Annotated in this window: 13 protein-coding genes; 3 read left to right on the top strand and 10 right to left on the bottom strand. The window is 58.5% G+C overall.

What is annotated here, in order from left to right:
- Positions 1-83 precede the first annotated feature (83 nt).
- Together nifD and nifH are read right to left on the bottom strand one after the other, a co-directional pair.
- Positions 84-1,589, bottom strand: a complete 1,506-nt coding sequence (nifD, locus tag AC1DZU_RS27425) for a nitrogenase molybdenum-iron protein alpha chain (protein WP_477289771.1) — start codon at positions 1,587-1,589, stop codon at positions 84-86.
- 103 nt (positions 1,590-1,692) lie between these two features.
- On the bottom strand, positions 1,693-2,586 hold the full coding sequence (nifH, locus tag AC1DZU_RS27430; RefSeq protein ID WP_006331760.1) for a nitrogenase iron protein: 894 nt from the start codon (positions 2,584-2,586) through the stop codon (positions 1,693-1,695).
- 592 nt (positions 2,587-3,178) lie between these two features.
- Between nifH and AC1DZU_RS27435 the strand changes: the two genes are divergently transcribed.
- The gene (locus AC1DZU_RS27435) at positions 3,179-3,400 is read left to right on the top strand and encodes a hypothetical protein (protein WP_214392454.1); all 222 of its coding nucleotides are present in this window, start codon (positions 3,179-3,181) and stop codon (positions 3,398-3,400) included.
- 7 nt (positions 3,401-3,407) lie between these two features.
- Positions 3,408-4,706 carry a dGTP triphosphohydrolase gene (gene dgt / locus AC1DZU_RS27440; protein ID WP_477289772.1) on the top strand — a complete coding sequence of 433 codons (1,299 nt, stop codon included), beginning with the start codon at positions 3,408-3,410 and terminating at the stop codon, positions 4,704-4,706.
- Between the two features lie 75 nt (positions 4,707-4,781).
- On the opposite strand, the gene AC1DZU_RS27445 is transcribed toward dgt, so the two are convergent.
- The 7 genes from AC1DZU_RS27445 to AC1DZU_RS27475 form a co-directional block, all read right to left on the bottom strand.
- Positions 4,782-5,642, bottom strand: a complete 861-nt coding sequence (locus AC1DZU_RS27445; RefSeq protein WP_136617674.1) for an ABC transporter permease — start codon at positions 5,640-5,642, stop codon at positions 4,782-4,784.
- Positions 5,639-6,580, bottom strand: coding sequence for an ABC transporter permease (locus tag AC1DZU_RS27450; protein ID WP_172352467.1), 942 nt, complete (start codon positions 6,578-6,580; stop codon positions 5,639-5,641). Before AC1DZU_RS27450 ends, AC1DZU_RS27445 begins: the two co-directional genes overlap by 4 nt.
- A complete protein-coding gene (locus AC1DZU_RS27455; RefSeq protein ID WP_477289773.1) occupies positions 6,580-7,539 on the bottom strand; it encodes an ABC transporter ATP-binding protein in 960 nt (319 codons plus the stop codon). The genes AC1DZU_RS27450 and AC1DZU_RS27455 overlap by 1 nt, the downstream gene beginning before the upstream one ends.
- Complete coding sequence (locus tag AC1DZU_RS27460) at positions 7,536-8,567, bottom strand: ABC transporter ATP-binding protein (RefSeq protein ID WP_172352468.1); 1,032 nt, start codon at positions 8,565-8,567, stop codon at positions 7,536-7,538. The genes AC1DZU_RS27455 and AC1DZU_RS27460 overlap by 4 nt, the downstream gene beginning before the upstream one ends.
- A 5-nt stretch (positions 8,568-8,572) precedes the next feature.
- Entirely contained in the window at positions 8,573-10,135 is a 1,563-nt protein-coding gene (locus AC1DZU_RS27465) for an ABC transporter substrate-binding protein (protein WP_172352469.1), read from the bottom strand.
- A gap of 190 nt (positions 10,136-10,325) precedes the next feature.
- A complete protein-coding gene (locus tag AC1DZU_RS27470; RefSeq protein ID WP_109671378.1) occupies positions 10,326-11,117 on the bottom strand; it encodes a DeoR/GlpR family DNA-binding transcription regulator in 792 nt (263 codons plus the stop codon).
- A 54-nt stretch (positions 11,118-11,171) separates the two neighbouring features.
- The gene (locus AC1DZU_RS27475) at positions 11,172-12,878 is read right to left on the bottom strand and encodes an aminotransferase class I/II-fold pyridoxal phosphate-dependent enzyme (protein ID WP_477289774.1); all 1,707 of its coding nucleotides are present in this window, start codon (positions 12,876-12,878) and stop codon (positions 11,172-11,174) included.
- A gap of 166 nt (positions 12,879-13,044) precedes the next feature.
- Here AC1DZU_RS27475 and AC1DZU_RS27480 point away from each other — a divergent pair, with 166 nt between their 5' ends.
- Positions 13,045-14,352: an alkaline phosphatase family protein gene (locus AC1DZU_RS27480; RefSeq protein WP_477289775.1), complete on the top strand. Its 1,308-nt coding sequence runs from the start codon at positions 13,045-13,047 to the stop codon at positions 14,350-14,352.
- A gap of 38 nt (positions 14,353-14,390) precedes the next feature.
- Here the strand turns inward: AC1DZU_RS27480 and asnB are convergent, their stop codons facing one another.
- Positions 14,391-16,283 (bottom strand): asparagine synthase (glutamine-hydrolyzing), encoded by a 1,893-nt coding sequence (gene asnB / locus AC1DZU_RS27485; RefSeq protein WP_477289776.1) that lies wholly within the window; start codon positions 16,281-16,283, stop codon positions 14,391-14,393.
- Positions 16,284-16,309: the final 26 nt, after the last annotated feature.

Below are 16,309 nucleotides of genomic sequence, written 5' to 3' on the forward strand. Positions count from 1 at the left end.
GACATCGAAACTTTGAAGGGCCTCCGCGGATCGAGTGCCCCCGAGCATTTGTCGGCCTCCCTGACAGGGAGGGAGGCCAGTCCTCATTCGGCGGCGACCGCCCTCAGCGGTGCGTCCTTCATCTTCTTCCACGGCGCGCGGTAGAGACCCCAGACCGGGTTGTTGATGGCCAGATCCATGTCGCGGGCGAAAATGGCGAAGCCGTCATAACCGTGATACGGGCCGGAATAGTCCCAGGAGTGCATCTGGCGGAACGGGATGCCCATCTTCTGTACCGGGTACTTCTCCTTGATACCGGAGCCAACGAGATCCGGGCGGATGCCTTCGATGAACTTCTCCAGCTCATAACCGGTGACGTCGTCATAGAGGAGCGTGCCATTCTTCACGTAGTGGCCGGTGCGCTGATAGTCGTCGTTGTGGGCGAATTCGTAGCCGGTGCCAACGATCACCATAGCGAGGTCCTCGTAGGCAGTGATGACGTGACGAGGACGCAGCCCGCCGACATAGAGCATCACCGTCCTGCCTTCGAGGCGCGGTTGGTACTTGGCGATGACGGCATCGACCAAGGGCCGGTACTTGGCGATGACCTTTTCGGTCTTCTCCTCGATTTTCGGGCCGAAATGCTTGGCGATGTTGCGCAGGGAGGCCTCGATCTGGGAGGGGCCGAAGAAATTGTATTCCATCCAGGCGATGCCGTACTTTTCCTCCATGTGCCGGCAGATGTAGTTCATCGACCGGTAGCAGTGGATCAGGTTGAGCTTGGCCTTGGGCGCGCGCTCTATCTCGGCGAGCGTCGCGTCGCCCGACCAGTTGCCGACCACCCGAAGCCCAATCTCTTCGAGCAGGATTCGCGAGGCCCAGGCATCGCCGCCAATGTTGTAGTCGCCGACGACGTTGACGTCGTATGGGCCGGACTCGAACGCGACATCGTCCTTGTCGAAGACCCAATCGCGGATCGCATCATTGGCAATGTGGTGGCCGAGCGATTGTGAAACGCCGCGGAAACCTTCGCAGCGCACCGGTACAATCGTCTTTTTGTGCTCCTTGGCTTTCTTGCGCGACACGGCCTCGATATCGTCCCCGATCAGGCCGATCGGGCATTCGGACTGCACCGAGATGCCGCCACTGAGCGGAAATAGGTCCTCGATCTCGTCGATGATCTTTTCCAGCTTCTTGTCGCCGCCGAAAACGATGTCCTTCTCCTGGAAGTCGGAGGTGAACTGCATTGTCACGAACGTGTCGATACCCGTCGTGCCGACGTAATAGTTGCGGCGTTGCGACCAGGAATATTGCCCACAGCCGACTGGCCCGTGCGAGATGTGGACCATATCCTTGACCGGACCCCACACCACGCCCTTGGAGCCGGCATAGGCACAGCCGCGGATTGTCATCACGCCCGGAATGGATTTGATGTTCGATTTGACGTCGCATTCGGAAAGGCCCTTGTCCTCACCTCCAGCCTCGTCCTTGCTCGTTGCGACACTGAGGTGCTTCTTGCGACGCTTCGCCGCCTTGTCTGGATATTGGGACAGCACGTCTTCGATAAGCTTCGCATGCAAAGCGCCGTCATTCTCATAGTCGAGGCCCATGGGACCTGCCCCTTTCTAGGTTTGGGTAACGCCTCGCCAACGAGGCCTTGTTTCGTACAAAGGGGCGCCAGGTCAGGTCGGCGCCCCCTGTCGGTAGCGGCGGCTACTGAGCGACGGCCAATTTCGCTTCCTTGGCCTGAAGCTCGGCAAGCATTTGCTCGTCCGTCTTCATGATGCCGAAGTCGAGCAGCATGTCCTCGAGCTCCTCCATGGTGATTGGGGTCGGGATGGTGCCCTGGCCCGAATTGACATGGATCTTCTCGGCCAACGCGCGGTACTCCCCTGCCTGTTTGGAGTCCGGCGCATACTGGATTACCGTCATCTTTCTCAGTTCGGCGTGCTGGACGATGTTGTCGCGCGGCACGAAGTGGATGAGCTTGGAATTGAGTCTGGCGGCCAGCGCCTCGGAGAGGTCGAGCTCGCGGTCGGTCTGTCGCTCGTTGCAGATCAGCCCGCCGAGCCGCACGCCGCCCGAATGGGCGTATTTCAGGATACCCTTGGCGATGTTGTTGGCGGCATAGAGCGCCATCATCTCGCCGGACATGACGATGTAGATTTCCTGGGCCTTGTTTTCGCGGATCGGCATCGCAAAACCGCCGCACACCACGTCGCCCAGCACGTCGTAGGAGACATAGTCGACATTATCATAGGCGCCGTTCTCCTCGAGGAAGTTGATCGAGGTGATGACGCCGCGGCCGGCGCAGCCGACACCCGGCTCGGGGCCGCCGGACTCCACGCACTTGATGTCTTTGTAGCCGATCTTGAGCACGTCCTGGAGTTCAAGGTCTTCCACAGAACCTTCTTGGGCGGCGAGATGCAGAACGGTATCCTGCGCCTTTGCGTTCAGGATCAGCCGGGTGGAGTCGGCTTTGGGGTCGCAGCCGACGATCAGGATTTTCTGTCCGAGGTCGACCAGGGCGGCTAGCGTATTTTGAGAGGTGGTAGACTTGCCGATGCCTCCCTTTCCGTAGAATGCGATCTGACGCAGACCTGACATGTTGCTTTCCTTCCTTCTTCCATCCATAGCGGCTACCCGCTTCAATGCCGGTCGGCAGATCCCGCCGCCTCGCACCTATCGTTTCAAAACTCGTGCCAATTTGGCCGGCTGGATCGAAGAAGAAATTTTATGATTGCTTTTCAGCTGTTTAACATTTGGCAAAAATATTAAATTGGCTAAATAAACTTGTGTCGAGGACTCGACAAAGGCGACAGAAGATGTCGGAAGGCGTTGATTGAGACGTCGGCCTCGGAGACCGGAAAGGAGCTAGTTGCTTAGTAGCCGGCATGAACGGCCGGAGGTGACCGATAGTGTTGAAGAAGTCGGCGATTAAGCCGTGGGTCCATTCGTAGCGACCTCTTGATTAGGCGGGGTCAAGGGGGGCGGCGCAGGCGATATGGGCATGGCTGCTACGCGTGCGATATTGCTGACCTTAAAGTCAGTATTCTGGCTTCTGACTGAGGCGGGGAAGGATGTTCGGAACTGTCAGGAGTCTGATCGCCGTATTGTTGATGGCAGCCCTCTTGCAACCTAACTTGTTGTCAAAAATTTATGGTTATGAGACAACGGTGTGATCGAGGGAGACCGTCGCATGGAACAGCGAATCGCTGAAGCAAGAGATGCATTGCTGCGGCATATCCGCAGGGAAAACCGAGCCGTAGATCCCGAGCGGCTCGTGGGGCTTCTGACGGCGGACGGGTATTCGCGCCGTGAGATCCAAGCTGCGTTGCATCTAGCCATGAGCCGCAATCAGATCCGCATCGACAGAGAGATGCGTTTCTTTAGGCCGGGCAAAACTTTGCAGGCTGCCTAAATCGCGAATGGTATCGCGTGTATGGACGGATGCGGCTCGGAGGAAGCGCCTCCACAGCACACCTGAAAAAGACCAGCGGAAACCTTTTGAGGTTGACCGCGATAGGATTCAGTATTCTTCCGCGTTGCATCGTCTCGCCGGCGTCACCCAGATCGTTAGAGTAGGCGAAGCCGATGTGTTCCATACCCGGCAGCAACACACGTATAAGGTGGCCCAAGTTGGGCGAAGGCTCGCTCAGAATTGCATCGATGCCGATCCTAAGCTCGCGAAGAAACTCGGGGTTGACGTTGAGGTAGTGGAGGCGGCTTGCCTCGCCCACGACCTGGGTCATCCCCCGTTCGGGCATGCTGGAGAAAGCAAACTCAACGAGTTGTTGGAAGCTAGAGAAGACCCTGACGGATTCGAGGGCAATGCTCAAACTTTCCGAATTCTGACCAAGTTGGGCGTTCGATATCCGGACTGTCTCGGACTGGATTTGACCCGCGCTACGCTTGCGGCTTGCTTAAAGTACCCTTGGACTCGAGATCCAACAAAGCCAGAAAGGAGCAGTAAGTGGGGAGCCTACAAGGTCGATCAAGCCGACTTTGATTTTGCCAGGAGGTTCCAGGATCACGCGTTCCAAACTACAGAAGCCGCGCTGATGGACTGGGCAGATGACATTGCCTATTCAGTTCACGATTTGGAGGACTTCCATAGAGTCGGCGCTATTCCCTGGAATCATATTCTCAACGAAGGCTCGCAGGAAATCATCCGCAAGACCCATGAGGTCTGGTTCGGCGCCCCGAGCGATGCACGGGCTCACCTGAATGCCGCATTTGAGCGCTTGGCTTCGGTGCTCAATTCCGCGTTTAGCGTGCTTTTGAATACCTCCTACGAAGGCTCCCGAGAACAGCGGGTGGCGCTTCGGAGCCTGACTTCGTTCCTAATCGGGCGGTTCTTGACGGCTGCGAAGCTAACCGAGGAAGGAAACGGATTGCACATCCCCTTGGATACTCTGGCGGAGGTCAAACTCCTCAAACAGATTGCCAAGCAATATATTATTTCCAATCCTTCTTTGATCGCCCAGCAGCTAGGTCAAAAGAAAGTAATTTCTGAGCTTTTTGGAATATTGTGGGATAACTCTGAAAAAGGACCCCCAAAATTCCTGCCCGTTAGATTGAGGTACATCTGGGACGTTTGCGAACACAAAAGGGCAAGATTCTCAGCCGACTGCATCGCGAGCCTAACTGAGCACGAAGTGGTAGCATTGCATGCGAGATTGTGTGGCCTTTCAGGAGGTTCCGTCTTGGATCCAATCGTGAGGTAGGTTCGGCACCCCGTCCCGTGCAAGAGCGTAGCCGTCGACAAGTGTGGAGATCAGCTCCTTTGCATTGGGAAACCGTTATTTGAGGGTCGGGTCGAGCTTATCGCGCAACCAGTCGCCGAGGACGCTAACGGCAACGGCCGTGATGACAATGACGAGGCTTGGAGCGAGCAGCATCCAGGAGGCGCGGGTGATATACTCGCGGCCGGCCGCGACCATGACACCCAGGCTGGTCATCGGCGGTTGAACGCCGAGGCCGAGGAAGGAGAGTCCGCTTTCCACCAGGACGATTTCCGGAAAGGTCACCGTCGCCGCCACGAGAAGCGTCGCCGCGCTGTTGGGCAGGATATGCCGCAGATAGACACGCAGCGGATGGGCGCCGAGTTGGCGCGTTGCGCTCGCATAGCCCTGCGCGCTGGCGGTGATTGCCAGTCCTCGTGCCAACCGCGCATTCCGCTCCCAGCCATAAAGTCCCATCAGGGCGACGAACAGCGTCAGCGAATTACCGAAACAGGCGAGCATTGCCAGCGCCACGATTAGAAATGGTAGCGAAGCCTGTACGTCGATCATTAGCAGCAGGGCATGCTCGACGAGCCCGCGGAAATACGCGGCGATGAAGCCAATCCCGGTACCGACCAACACGCTGATCGCAGTGGCGCCGAAGGCGACCAGCAAGCTGGTGCGGATCGAGTAGAAAAGACGCGAGGCCACGTCACGGCCCAGATCGTCGGTCCCCAGGACGTGTAGCATCGTTCCGCCAAAGCCGACGGGCGGCGCCAGGCGATGGCGCAGGTCGATGGAAGTGATCTCATAGGGAGCCATCAGCGGCGCGGCGAGCGCCGTGAGGAGCATGAGGAGAACCCAGCCCACAGCAAGGAGTGTCGGCAGGTCCACCGAGCGAGGCGGCGGACGGTTGGTTTCTACAGTTGCCGTTTTCATTGCGATCCTGAGTTTGTTCCACGCAAGCGCGGATCGAACACGCCATAAAGCAGGTCCATCAGCAGGTTGGCCGACGTCATGGTCAGCGCCACGAGAAGGAGGATGACCTGCACCACGGCGAGATCACGGTTCGCAACCGAAACCACCAGCAATTGGCCGATGCCGGGCCAGCCGAAGACGCTTTCCACCAGTACGGCGCCCGCGACCTGGCCGCCGAGCATCAGGCCGAACAGCGTCAGCACAGGAATGATCGCATTCGGAAAGGCATGGTGGCGAACCACCTGCCGCCACGTCACGCCCTTGGCGCTGGCCGCCACGATGTAGAGCTGCGACAGAACTTCGATCATGGCGCTACGCGTGAAGCGCGCGATAATGGCCGCCCCGCCCAAACCAAGCGTGAGCACCGGCAGTACGAAGCTTTCCGGCCGATCCGCGCCGCCGGACGGGAACAGGCCGAGCGTCACGGAAAAGATCAGGATCAGCAATAGCCCGAGCACGAAGCTTGGCACGGTGAAGCCGAACACGGTCAGCATCATCACCGATCGGTCGACCCAGGTGTCGCGATGCATGGCGGCGTAGGCGCCGACCGGAATGCCGATTAGCATCGTGAGCGCCAGTGCCGGCAGCATCAGCGCCAATGTCAGGGGCGCGCGCTCGAACACAAGCTGCAGGGCCGGTTTTCCAGCCAGCATGGAATTCCCGAAATCGCAGTGAAGTGCCGCCAGGACATAGCGGACATATTGCACATACAGAGGCTGATCGAGCCCCCAATGCCGGCGAAACGCCTCAAGATCCGGGGCGCGGGCGCTGGGACCGAGTATCTGCAGCGCCGGGTCTCCAGAGGCCCGCAGCACCACGAATGTAAAGGTCACTACGATCAGGATCGACAGGCCCGCACGCAGGAGCTTGGGGCCGGCGAAACGAAACACCGCACTCATCAATGCCTCACCACATGGCAGGCGACCTGCCGTTCCGGTCCTAGCGGCAGGAGTTCGGGCAGGCTCTGGCGGCAGACATCGCGCGCAAGTGGACAGCGTGGATGAAACGGGCATCCGCAGGGCCGATCGGTGGGGCTCGGCGGCTCGCCTGGCAACGCCACATAATGATCGAAGCCGCCCGGAAGCCTCGGCATGGCCGAGACGAGCGCCTGCGTATAGGGATGGGCGGGTTGATCGATAATGGCGTCGGCGCGCCCCTGCTCGACGACGCGGCCAAGATACATGACGACGATCCGGTCGCTGACATGGCGAACGACCCGCAAGTCATGGCTGATGAACAAGAGGCCGATCCCGAGCTCCTGCTGAAGATCCATGAGCAGATTGACGATTTGCGCCTGGACGGACAGGTCGAGCGCCGAGACCGGCTCATCGCAAACCAGAAGCGAGGGTTTTGGCGCGAGCGCCCGGGCAAGCACGACGCGTTGGCGCTGGCCGCCGGAAAGCTGATGCGGATAGAGCCTGCCATGGTCTTCGCCGAGGCCGACGCCGTGGAGAAGCTCGGCCACACGTTGCTCGCGGCTTGCCGGATCGCCAATCCCGTGAATCGCCAGCGGCTCGGCGATGAGAGCGCTGACAGTCATTCGGCGGTCAAGCGCTGCCAAGGTGTCCTGAAAGACCAGCTGCATCTGGCGCCGCTGCGCGCGCCACTTTTTGCTGTCGATGCGCGGCAGCGGAAAACCCTGAAACAGCACACCTCCGCTGTCCGGCGGCTCCAGACCGAGCGCAATACGGCCGGTGGTGGACTTGCCGCATCCGGATTCGCCGACAATGCCGGTCGTCCGGCCCATCTCGACATCCAGCGACACGCCATCGACTGCGACAAGATATTTCCGCGGTCCGTAGAGTTGCGAGCCGAGGGGAAAGCGACGGGTGATGTTGTTGAGACGCAGCAGGGTCATTGATACGTGCCGGCGTCCAAACGAAGGCAACGCACCGAATGCCGCGCGGCGACCTGCCGCGGTTCCGGTCGGCTCGTGCGACATACCGCGATCGCGTGCCGGCAGCGTGGCGCATAGGCGCATCCCGGCGGCAGATTGCGTTGTGGCGGCGCGCCGGCAATGGCGGTCAACCGCATGCGCGGACCGTGCGAGGGCGGAATGGCACCGATCAGGTCGCGTGTATAGGGGTGCTCCGGCGCGGTCAGAAGCGTGTGTTTCGGCGCCGTTTCGACGATCTGGCCCGCATACATGACGCAGGCCCGGTCACAGACGGCCGCCACCGCGGCGAGATCATGGCTGATCATGACCAGCGCCATGCCTGTGTCGCGTTGAATATCTTTGAGCAGCAGCAGGATCTGCGCCTGCACGGTAGCGTCGAGCGCGGTCGTTGGCTCATCGGCGATCAGCAGTTCGGGCCGGCCGGCGAGCGCGATGGCAATCATCACCCGCTGGTTCTGGCCGCCCGACAGTTCGTGGGGGTACGCGTTGAGCCTGCTTGCCGCAGCGGCTATCCCGACCTGGTCGAGCAGGCGGCAGGCCTGGGCACGGGCGGCGGCACCGCTGAGGCCACGGTGCAGGCGAAGCGCTTCGGTGATCTGCGCGCCGATGCGATGCACCGGGTTCAGCGCGCTGGCCGGATCCTGGAAGATCATGGCAATGCGTCCGCCGCGCACCCGATCCAAAACGGATTGTCGTGCGCCCACAAGATCGAGATCACCAATCCTGGCCTCGCCCCCGATCTCGGCGGATTTCGGCAGCAGGCCAAGAACCGCCCGCCAAGTCACGGACTTGCCGCAGCCGGATTCGCCAACGATACCCAAGGCCTCGCCTTTGTTCACAGCGAGATCGACACCGTGCAGCACAGGCACATCGCCGAACGCCACCCTCAAGCCAGCAATGCTGATGGCAGGTTTGGTGGCGGAAGCCCCGATGCCATGAGCCGGCAACAGCGCGGCGCCCGCGCTGTTCTGGAAAGACTTATGCAGCATGGAACTCAGGCCACCGGCTCAGGCGGCATCTTCGGACCGAGATACATTTGCGGCAACGGGTTGGGCTGCCAGCTGACATCCGCCTGCTGCCCATAGATAAAGGGCATGGAATGCAGCGGCGTGATGCAAGGGTCCTCGATCTCGACAATGTCCTGCATCCGTTTGAAGGCCGCCTGGCGCTTGGCGAGATCGGTCGTCGTTTCAAGCTCGTGACCGCGCGCGTTAAACTCGGCATTGGTCCAGCCACCTGTTGACTGGAGGTCATTGGTCGGACCGATAATCTGCCACAGCATGGAAACGGGATCGGCGTAGAAGGCGCCGCCGGACGTGTCATTGATGCCGCCAATGTCGCCGACCTGCGTCCAGTTTTCACACATGATCAGCTTGACGTTGATTCCGGCAGCCTTCCACATCTCGACAAGCGCCTGGTTCTCGGCGAGCTGCATCGGATAATAGGTGCCGACGGAAGGGTATGGGATTTCCTCACCTCTGTAGGATGACTTGGCGAGCAGTTCCTTGACCTGCGCCGGATCATAGGACACCCCCTTGCGGTTGGGGTCGTTGATCTCGCCGAAGATCGGTAGCTGCCAGCTGGTCAGCGCTTTCGCCCGGCCGTCCCAGAGGCCGTCCGCCAGCGCACCGCGATCGATAGCGAGAGCGAGCGCGCGACGCAGATCGACATCTTTCAGGATGGGAGTCCTGAGCGGAGCAAATGTGAGAAAGCGGAACCACATGGCTTCGCCACCAACGATCGAGAGGCCGTTGACACCCTCAATTTCGGCAATGTGGTCCGGAGTGATGTCTGTGACGATATCGTAATCGCCCGACTTCAGTCCGGCGATGCGCGCGGCGATTTCCGGCAGCCGCTTGAAGCGGATCGAGGCAAATGGCGGCTGGCCTCCCCAATATTCGTCGTGCGCCACCAGTGTGATCTCGTCCCCATTGCGGACCTCGCCGATCTTGTAAGGGCCGGTCCCGATCGGCTTCGCCGCCCAGGCGTCATAGCTGCTGGCGCCAGCCCGTGCTCTGGCGCTGATGATCTGCGTGCCCCACGCGCCGAGCCGCTGGGCAAAGACCGGATCCTCTGTCCTGGTGATCAAACGGACAGTGCGATCATTGATCTTCTGCACATCGGCAAGCGAGGAGAGGAAGTTGGCAAACACGGCCGCGCCCGGCGCATTTTCGCCGCGCAGTCGATCCGGCCCGAGCGAGAAGACAACGTCATCCGCCGTCATTGTGGAACCGTCATGAAACTTCACATTGTCGCGCAACCTGATCTCATGGATCGTGGCGTCAATTTGCTTCAATGATGTCGCGAGCGCGAAATTCAGGCGAAAATTGTCGTTGTAGTCGGTCCGTAAAAGCTGATCGAAAATGCTGTATTGCACCCGCCAGGAAACGTTGGCGATGGAGGAGCCGTCCACCGGTTCCAGAATTGTGCGCAGGTCCTGAACGGCAATATTGAGGTTCGGCCGCCGGCCGGTTGCCGCCATGATCGTGTTCGGCAATGCTATTGCGCCAGCCGCCATGGCGGTCATGCCGAGAAATCTGCGACGTGTCGTTTGCATATCAAAATCCCCTCTCTTTCAGTCGGGATGACAATCGGAGCGAATGAAATCCGCTCCCGAGACGGGCTGAGACATAGCGCGGTTATGTGACGGTTTTTTGCAGGTTTGAGACGGATTGTGTTGGTTATTGAAATCAAAAGGAAAAAAATGTTTCACAATTGGGGCAGCCGTGAGGGCTGAAAGAAGAGGATCAAGTAGAGACCAGTGCGGGGTTGTGACGGTTTTGCGGATATAGAACTTCAACACCGGCGGCTTCGATCTTGTCCAGCATGTCCGATGCAGGCCTCCGGTCGGTGATGATCGCGGTAATCGCCGAATGGGGCAGGATGCGGTAACGCGCCGACAAGCCGAATTTGCTGTGATCGGCGAGAATGACAATTTTCCGTGCTTGCTCGCAGAGCGTCGCAGCAAGCTCCTGTCCGACCTGTTCATGGTCGAAGACGCCATTCGGATGCACCGCATTGACGCCGATAAATGCGACGTCGATCTGCTGTTCGCGGAGTGTACGCAAGGCGGTGAATCCGGTTACGGTCCGGAAATCGACATTGAAATCGCCCCCCAGCATGACAACGCGATGCCGATAGCCTTCGGCCGCGGCGATGGCAGTATCGACCATGTTGGTGACGACGCGCATTTCCGGGAGGGCCGATATGCGGCTGGCCAACGACAGAATGGTGCTGCCGCCCCCGAAGAAGAGATTCTGACCGGGCTTCAGAAGACCCAGGGCGATCTCAGCGATGGTGCTTTTTTCCGCGCGCTCGGAAACAGCTCGCGATGAGATGGCCAGCAGCTTTGGCTGTTGCGTTGCGACCGCGCCACCATGGACCCGTGCGACCAAGCCATCCTGCTCGAGCCGTTTGATATCCCGCCGCGCAGTCTCTTCTGAAATATTGAACCGCTGCATCAAATCTCGGATGCGCACTTCGCCATTCGCCTGGATGATTTCAACGAGCCTTTTATGACGATTGTAACTTAGCGACATGCTTCTCTCTCTCGCGGCATTCGAAAAAAGACTATTCAGTTCGCTGCGCAAATGTCACGTCAGGGCGTCACTCTCAGAGGCCGTTGAGCGGCTTAAGGTGCGCCGCAGAGCTTTTGCCAGCCTTTCGTTTTCCGTCCGACTTCGAACCGTCAGGCGCAGATATCGATCTGCGTCGTTCATGGCTTGATATCCGCATTCTCTTACGAGGACGGATTCGAACAGAACGAGGCGGCGCTTGAGCTCGGCAGCGGATACCGCATTTTCAGGCAGCCGGCACAAGATGAAATTCGTTTGCGAAGGTACGACGTCGAGGCCCGGTACCGTCCGCAGCTCCTCGATGAACAGCTCTCTATCTTCTCGCAACATCTCTAGACTGTGTTTCAGTTCCTCTGCGAATTCGGGAAGCAGGAACAGTGTGTATTCCGCAATACCGTTAATGTTCCACAGCGGCAGTTTCCGGCGCACAGCGGCAACGAGCGCGGGATCGCCAGCCATGAGGTAGGCGAGCCGGATTCCTCCAAGTCCGAAGACCTTTCCAAGGCTCTTCACCACGATCAAATTGGCACAGGACGGCACCAGAGTCTCAACGCTGTTTGATCGGCCATCAGCGGGGAAATCAATGAACGATTCATCCACGATCAGCCGCCGCCCTCGAGATCCTAGGGCCTCCGCCAGCCATGCCACGTCAGCATGATCAACAAGTCGACCGGTCGGATTGTTTGGATTTACAACGATTGCCGTATCCGCGCCTGTCGCCAGTACGAATTCCAGGAAAGCTCGAACGTCGAGATCGAAATAGGGCGGGGTGAGGACGAAGTTGTTCTTTTGTTCGTCATCGAGTGGTGTTTGAAAGCCGGCGAACGTCGGCACGGGAATCGCGATTGTGGGGTTCAGCGTTGAATAGAGCGCCTGGATGAGATCGGTCACCCCGTTTCCGACTGCAATAAAGTCCGGCTGCTGCGAGGTCATCGTGCCAACAACTGAAGCGATATCGATCTGCTGAGAAGGATAGCATGTCAACACGCCTTCGAGCCTCGCCGCCAGCCGATCGTAAAAAGTCTTGGGAGGGAAGCGGGTATTGCAAAGAAGCATGTGCTCGGCGATTGGCTTGCGCCAATAACCTCCGACGCTCGTTTCCAGACGCCGCAGCACGTTCTCCTTGTCACACCGAAATTCCGCGATGGATGCGTCGACACCGTCGCAAATATCGAGCAGCTTGGAGCCAACATTCAGCACATTGTCAGGCAACGCTACGTCCAGCTGGGACAGGCCCGCGACCAACGTGCTCAAGGCCTGATGCAGAGATGCCGCGGCGCGGCTTTCGGCCAGAAGATTGCGTAGAACATCAGCACTCAATCGATAAATCCCGGTCGGCGCGTCGGGCCGCCAAGCGGAGCCGCGCAAACCTTTGTTGACATCGATACCGTCAAGAACCTCACTGTCGAAAAGCGGCGTTCCCCATATCAGGAGGGTATCGCCATCATGTTGGCGGAACTTCTCAATGAGATCGCCGTCATGCGCGTCGTGCCACGAAAGCGTATTTGTACTGTCCTGCAGGCGGAACCCATCGAATGTGCCGCTGCTCAAGTTTTCAACGACGGTGACATCTTCAATGCCGTTTTCGACACAGGCGTTGACGAGACGGTCCAAGAGCGGCTGACCGTTGATAGGAACCAACGGTGCATCGTAGCTGCCACTCCACAGATGTATTTTTGGCCCTGCGAAATCGAGGATAAAAATAGCACGGGTCGTATCGGCCACCTCGGACTCCTTTCTTCTGAAGGAAGCAAAAAGCGCGCGTAGAAGCGCCCATCCCCAAAATCAAAACGACTTACGGGCGCTCGAAGTATCCCGTGATGCGTTCATATCGGCGTCATCCGAAGCCTATAGGGGACTTCGGTTTCGATCGGTCTCTTCGAGGTGCAATATGACCCACACCAATCCATCCAAGCCTACCGCTCGTTTTCAGACGCCTGCCTCGATAAAGCCGCGCGCTCCTACGAAAGCGATTCTGATCCTCATGGACGGCGTAAGCGCGGACTATTTCGAAAAGCACAAACATCGGTTGCCGACGCTTCTTCGTTTGGCAGGAGACGGTCTTTCCATTACTCGCCTGCGCTCAACGGTGCCGGGAACGTCGATGCCGGGGCGCGCAAGCATGCTAACCGGCGCGGCGCCTCAAGCGAACGGGATCTACGGAAACCACATTGTGCGAGATGGCTCGTTTGTCTGCGCCGACGCGTCTGATCTGCGGGTTCCGACCATTGCAAAGCTTGCCAAAAATAGCGGGCTTGATGTCGCGTCCATCGGTGCTGGGTTGATCGACCCAGCCGATTGCGATGTCTTCGTGCCGGCCTGGTGGGAACGAGGGTTTCTCCAGGGAAGCCGGTCATTTAAGAGCCTGCCCGAAAACCGCATCGCTCGCTCGCGCATGATCAAAGATCCAAATGGGCGGTTGCGAGCCGCCGGCGTGTTCGATCTCTTCGGCTTCCCGTCCAGTAGTGACACCGTTGCGAGCACTGCTCTCGTTGCGGGCCTGGCCGCGGATCATCTCATGATGGGGGCTGCAGGAGCGCTGGCTTGCTCGGAGAACCCGCCTGATCTCATTTTGACCGAGATCGACATGACGGATTCGATTCAGCATCAGTTCGGATACGAAAGCGAGGCGGCACATTGGTCTATCGCCGCGGCCGACATGATGATTGGCGCTCTCATCGAAGGACTGAGGCGAGTCGGGCGGGAAGACGATTACGCGATCGTCGTCGCAAGTGACCATGGACATAGCGCCGTCCACACAACCATTTATCCGGATGCGATCATCCCTGACTTGCTTTGGGAAAGTGAAGGAGCGACGCTCCATGTCCTGGTTGACGGAGCTCATGACCGCAGAATCGCAGACGGACTGTTGGCGCGCTTCCAAGTGGAGCCGTGGTCGAGCGACCATGTTCCGGTAAATGAACGCGATTGCATTGCGACCTATCTCGCACCCCCTGGACACTCCTTCGAGGAGACCGTTGGAGACACGCAAGAAGCTGGCCCGACGGGCAGACCTCGATACTTGTCCACCCACGGTTTTCGACCGGGCAGCGCGGAGGACGATCGGATATGCCTGTTGAGCATCCCTGGAATGCAACCTTGCAATATTGCCTGGGGCTCCGCTGAAGAGTTCACGCCAACCATTGCTCAGATCTTGGGATTGTCCGACGCCCCGTTTTCGGCAAAGGGTCTTCTGTAAGATGCCCGCAAGCGACCGCCTGCGGGCTCGCATATTCGTCATGAGAATACCTCTTTGAAAAATATCCCAAGGTTGGCCAACAGCCAGAACTTCCGACCAAACGAGTCTGAAGGATTTCGTCGTCCGGCCTCGAACCAACGCCACAAAGCAGCAGGATCGAACAAATCTCCCAGTGGAGAGTCCTTATCAAACAGCAGCCTTCGATATTCCGTTGCTCCCTCGCCAACGGCCCACTGACCCAGTGGCAGCGGAAATCCCATCTTTTTGCGAGATAGAACAGATCTGGGCAAGACGCTCCGGTATTCCCTTCTTAAGGGGAATTTTGAGACATCGAGACGTTCGCTGAAGGAAGCAACCGGATGCCACAGTGCCTGGACCGAAGCGATTGGAGACCTCCGCCTCAACCGCTGTGAGCCGGGCATCGCCATTGCGGCGGTAACGAGCTGGTGATCGGTATAAGGAACGCGAGCTTCAAGCCCAGCCGCCATTGTGGTGTTGTCAACCATTTCCAGCAATGCGGGCAAATGCGTAGAGACGAGAACATATGAGATCTTGCTAAAGAAATCTCCGCCGGCCTCTGCAAATTGAGTCGAGAAGTGATCGAACAGAGCCATCTCGTGCTCCCTTCGTATCCGCCCATCGATGGCAAGCGAGCGGATTTCATCGGTCGGGAAGTAGCTGTAACGCGTCAGGAAGAACTGCAATTGAGAGCAATGGACGCCGAGTCCAAGGCGTCGGCGTGCGACCTGGGCAAGAGCACGTGGTAATGTGGCGATGATCTTGCTTCGATTGTAATCATACGGCGTACGGAACAATCGGCTGTAGCCAGCAAAAATCTCATCGGCACCCTCGCCCGTAAGTACGACTTTGTGCTCCTTCGAAATCGCCTTTGCGAGCGTAAACATGGCGGTTTCGTTATGCATTCCAAGCGGATGTCCGCGCAGGCGAACCAGCTCTGCTACAACGTTGATATCGGATGGTTCTCCAATCGGGACGACCCGGTGAGTGAGCCCGAATTCTGCTGCGACCTCCATCGCATAGGCCGTCTCGTCATAATCGGCGGGCTCGACCTTGCCGGTATAGCAGATCGGACGGATTTGTGAGCGAGCTGATGCCTCATAGGCCAGGATGCTCGAGTCAAGTCCACCGGACAACAATGCGGCGACCGGTTCGTCAGACACCAGCTGACGTTCGACGGCGCTTCCAAATAGTCTCCTTATGTCGGAATAGTCCGGCTTCGATCGCGAAATGCGCTCTGACAGATTCCACCAACGTTCGGACGTGTGTCGCCCATTTCTTATTTCGAGGAGATGGCCGGGCTCTAACTTGGAGATCCCGGCGAACAGCGTTCTGGCGCCGACAACCGCGCGATAGGATAGAAAGCTGAGCGCGCCGATCATGTCGGGTCCGCGCATGACGCCCGGCCAGCGAATGAGAGCGTTCGGCTGCGACGCAAACAGAAGCCCAACGTCGCAGATCGTGTAGTAAAGGGGTTTTACCCCCAAACGATCTCGGGCGATGAGAACAAGCGAGTTCCGCGGGTCGAAAAGCGCGAAGGCAAATATCCCGTCAAGACGATTTAAGAATGACTTTCCCCAAGCAATATAGCTAAGAATTAGAACCTCGGTGTCGGACACCGTCGAGAAGGAAAAACCCATATCCCTCAATTCAGCTCTAATTTCCCGATAGTTGAATATCTCGCCGTTGTACGTCACCACCACTCCGGTATTGTCATCGCGATAGGGCTGATTGGCGCGAGAATGAGCGTCGACAATCGATAGCCGTCGATGCGCGAATGCGACCGATTGATCAATGTATAGGCCGCTGGCATCAGGCCCGCGATGAGCGAGAGCCTCAGCGCAACGCTCAACGGCCTCAGCACAAACGGGTGTTCCCTCGTTTTTGAGGACTATCCCAAAGATTCCGCACATTGGGGTCGCTCTCTTGGCACGAAAAA

Source organism: Mesorhizobium sp. P2_A12 (assembly GCF_056405075.1).

Excerpts from the sequence above, each read along its gene's own strand:
- nifD (WP_477289771.1), bottom strand. The coding sequence starts at position 1,589 with ATGGGCCTCGACTATGAGAATGACGGCGCTTTGCATGCGAAGCTTATC.
- nifH (WP_006331760.1), bottom strand. The coding sequence starts at position 2,586 with ATGTCAGGTCTGCGTCAGATCGCATTCTACGGAAAGGGAGGCATCGGC.
- AC1DZU_RS27435 (WP_214392454.1), top strand. The coding sequence starts at position 3,179 with ATGGAACAGCGAATCGCTGAAGCAAGAGATGCATTGCTGCGGCATATC.
- dgt (WP_477289772.1), top strand. The coding sequence starts at position 3,408 with ATGGTATCGCGTGTATGGACGGATGCGGCTCGGAGGAAGCGCCTCCAC.
- AC1DZU_RS27445 (WP_136617674.1), bottom strand. The coding sequence starts at position 5,642 with ATGAAAACGGCAACTGTAGAAACCAACCGTCCGCCGCCTCGCTCGGTG.
- AC1DZU_RS27450 (WP_172352467.1), bottom strand. The coding sequence starts at position 6,580 with ATGAGTGCGGTGTTTCGTTTCGCCGGCCCCAAGCTCCTGCGTGCGGGC.
- AC1DZU_RS27455 (WP_477289773.1), bottom strand. The coding sequence starts at position 7,539 with ATGACCCTGCTGCGTCTCAACAACATCACCCGTCGCTTTCCCCTCGGC.
- AC1DZU_RS27460 (WP_172352468.1), bottom strand. The coding sequence starts at position 8,567 with ATGCTGCATAAGTCTTTCCAGAACAGCGCGGGCGCCGCGCTGTTGCCG.
- AC1DZU_RS27465 (WP_172352469.1), bottom strand. The coding sequence starts at position 10,135 with ATGCAAACGACACGTCGCAGATTTCTCGGCATGACCGCCATGGCGGCT.
- AC1DZU_RS27470 (WP_109671378.1), bottom strand. The coding sequence starts at position 11,117 with ATGTCGCTAAGTTACAATCGTCATAAAAGGCTCGTTGAAATCATCCAG.
- AC1DZU_RS27480 (WP_477289775.1), top strand. The coding sequence starts at position 13,045 with ATGACCCACACCAATCCATCCAAGCCTACCGCTCGTTTTCAGACGCCT.
- asnB (WP_477289776.1), bottom strand. The coding sequence starts at position 16,283 with ATGTGCGGAATCTTTGGGATAGTCCTCAAAAACGAGGGAACACCCGTT.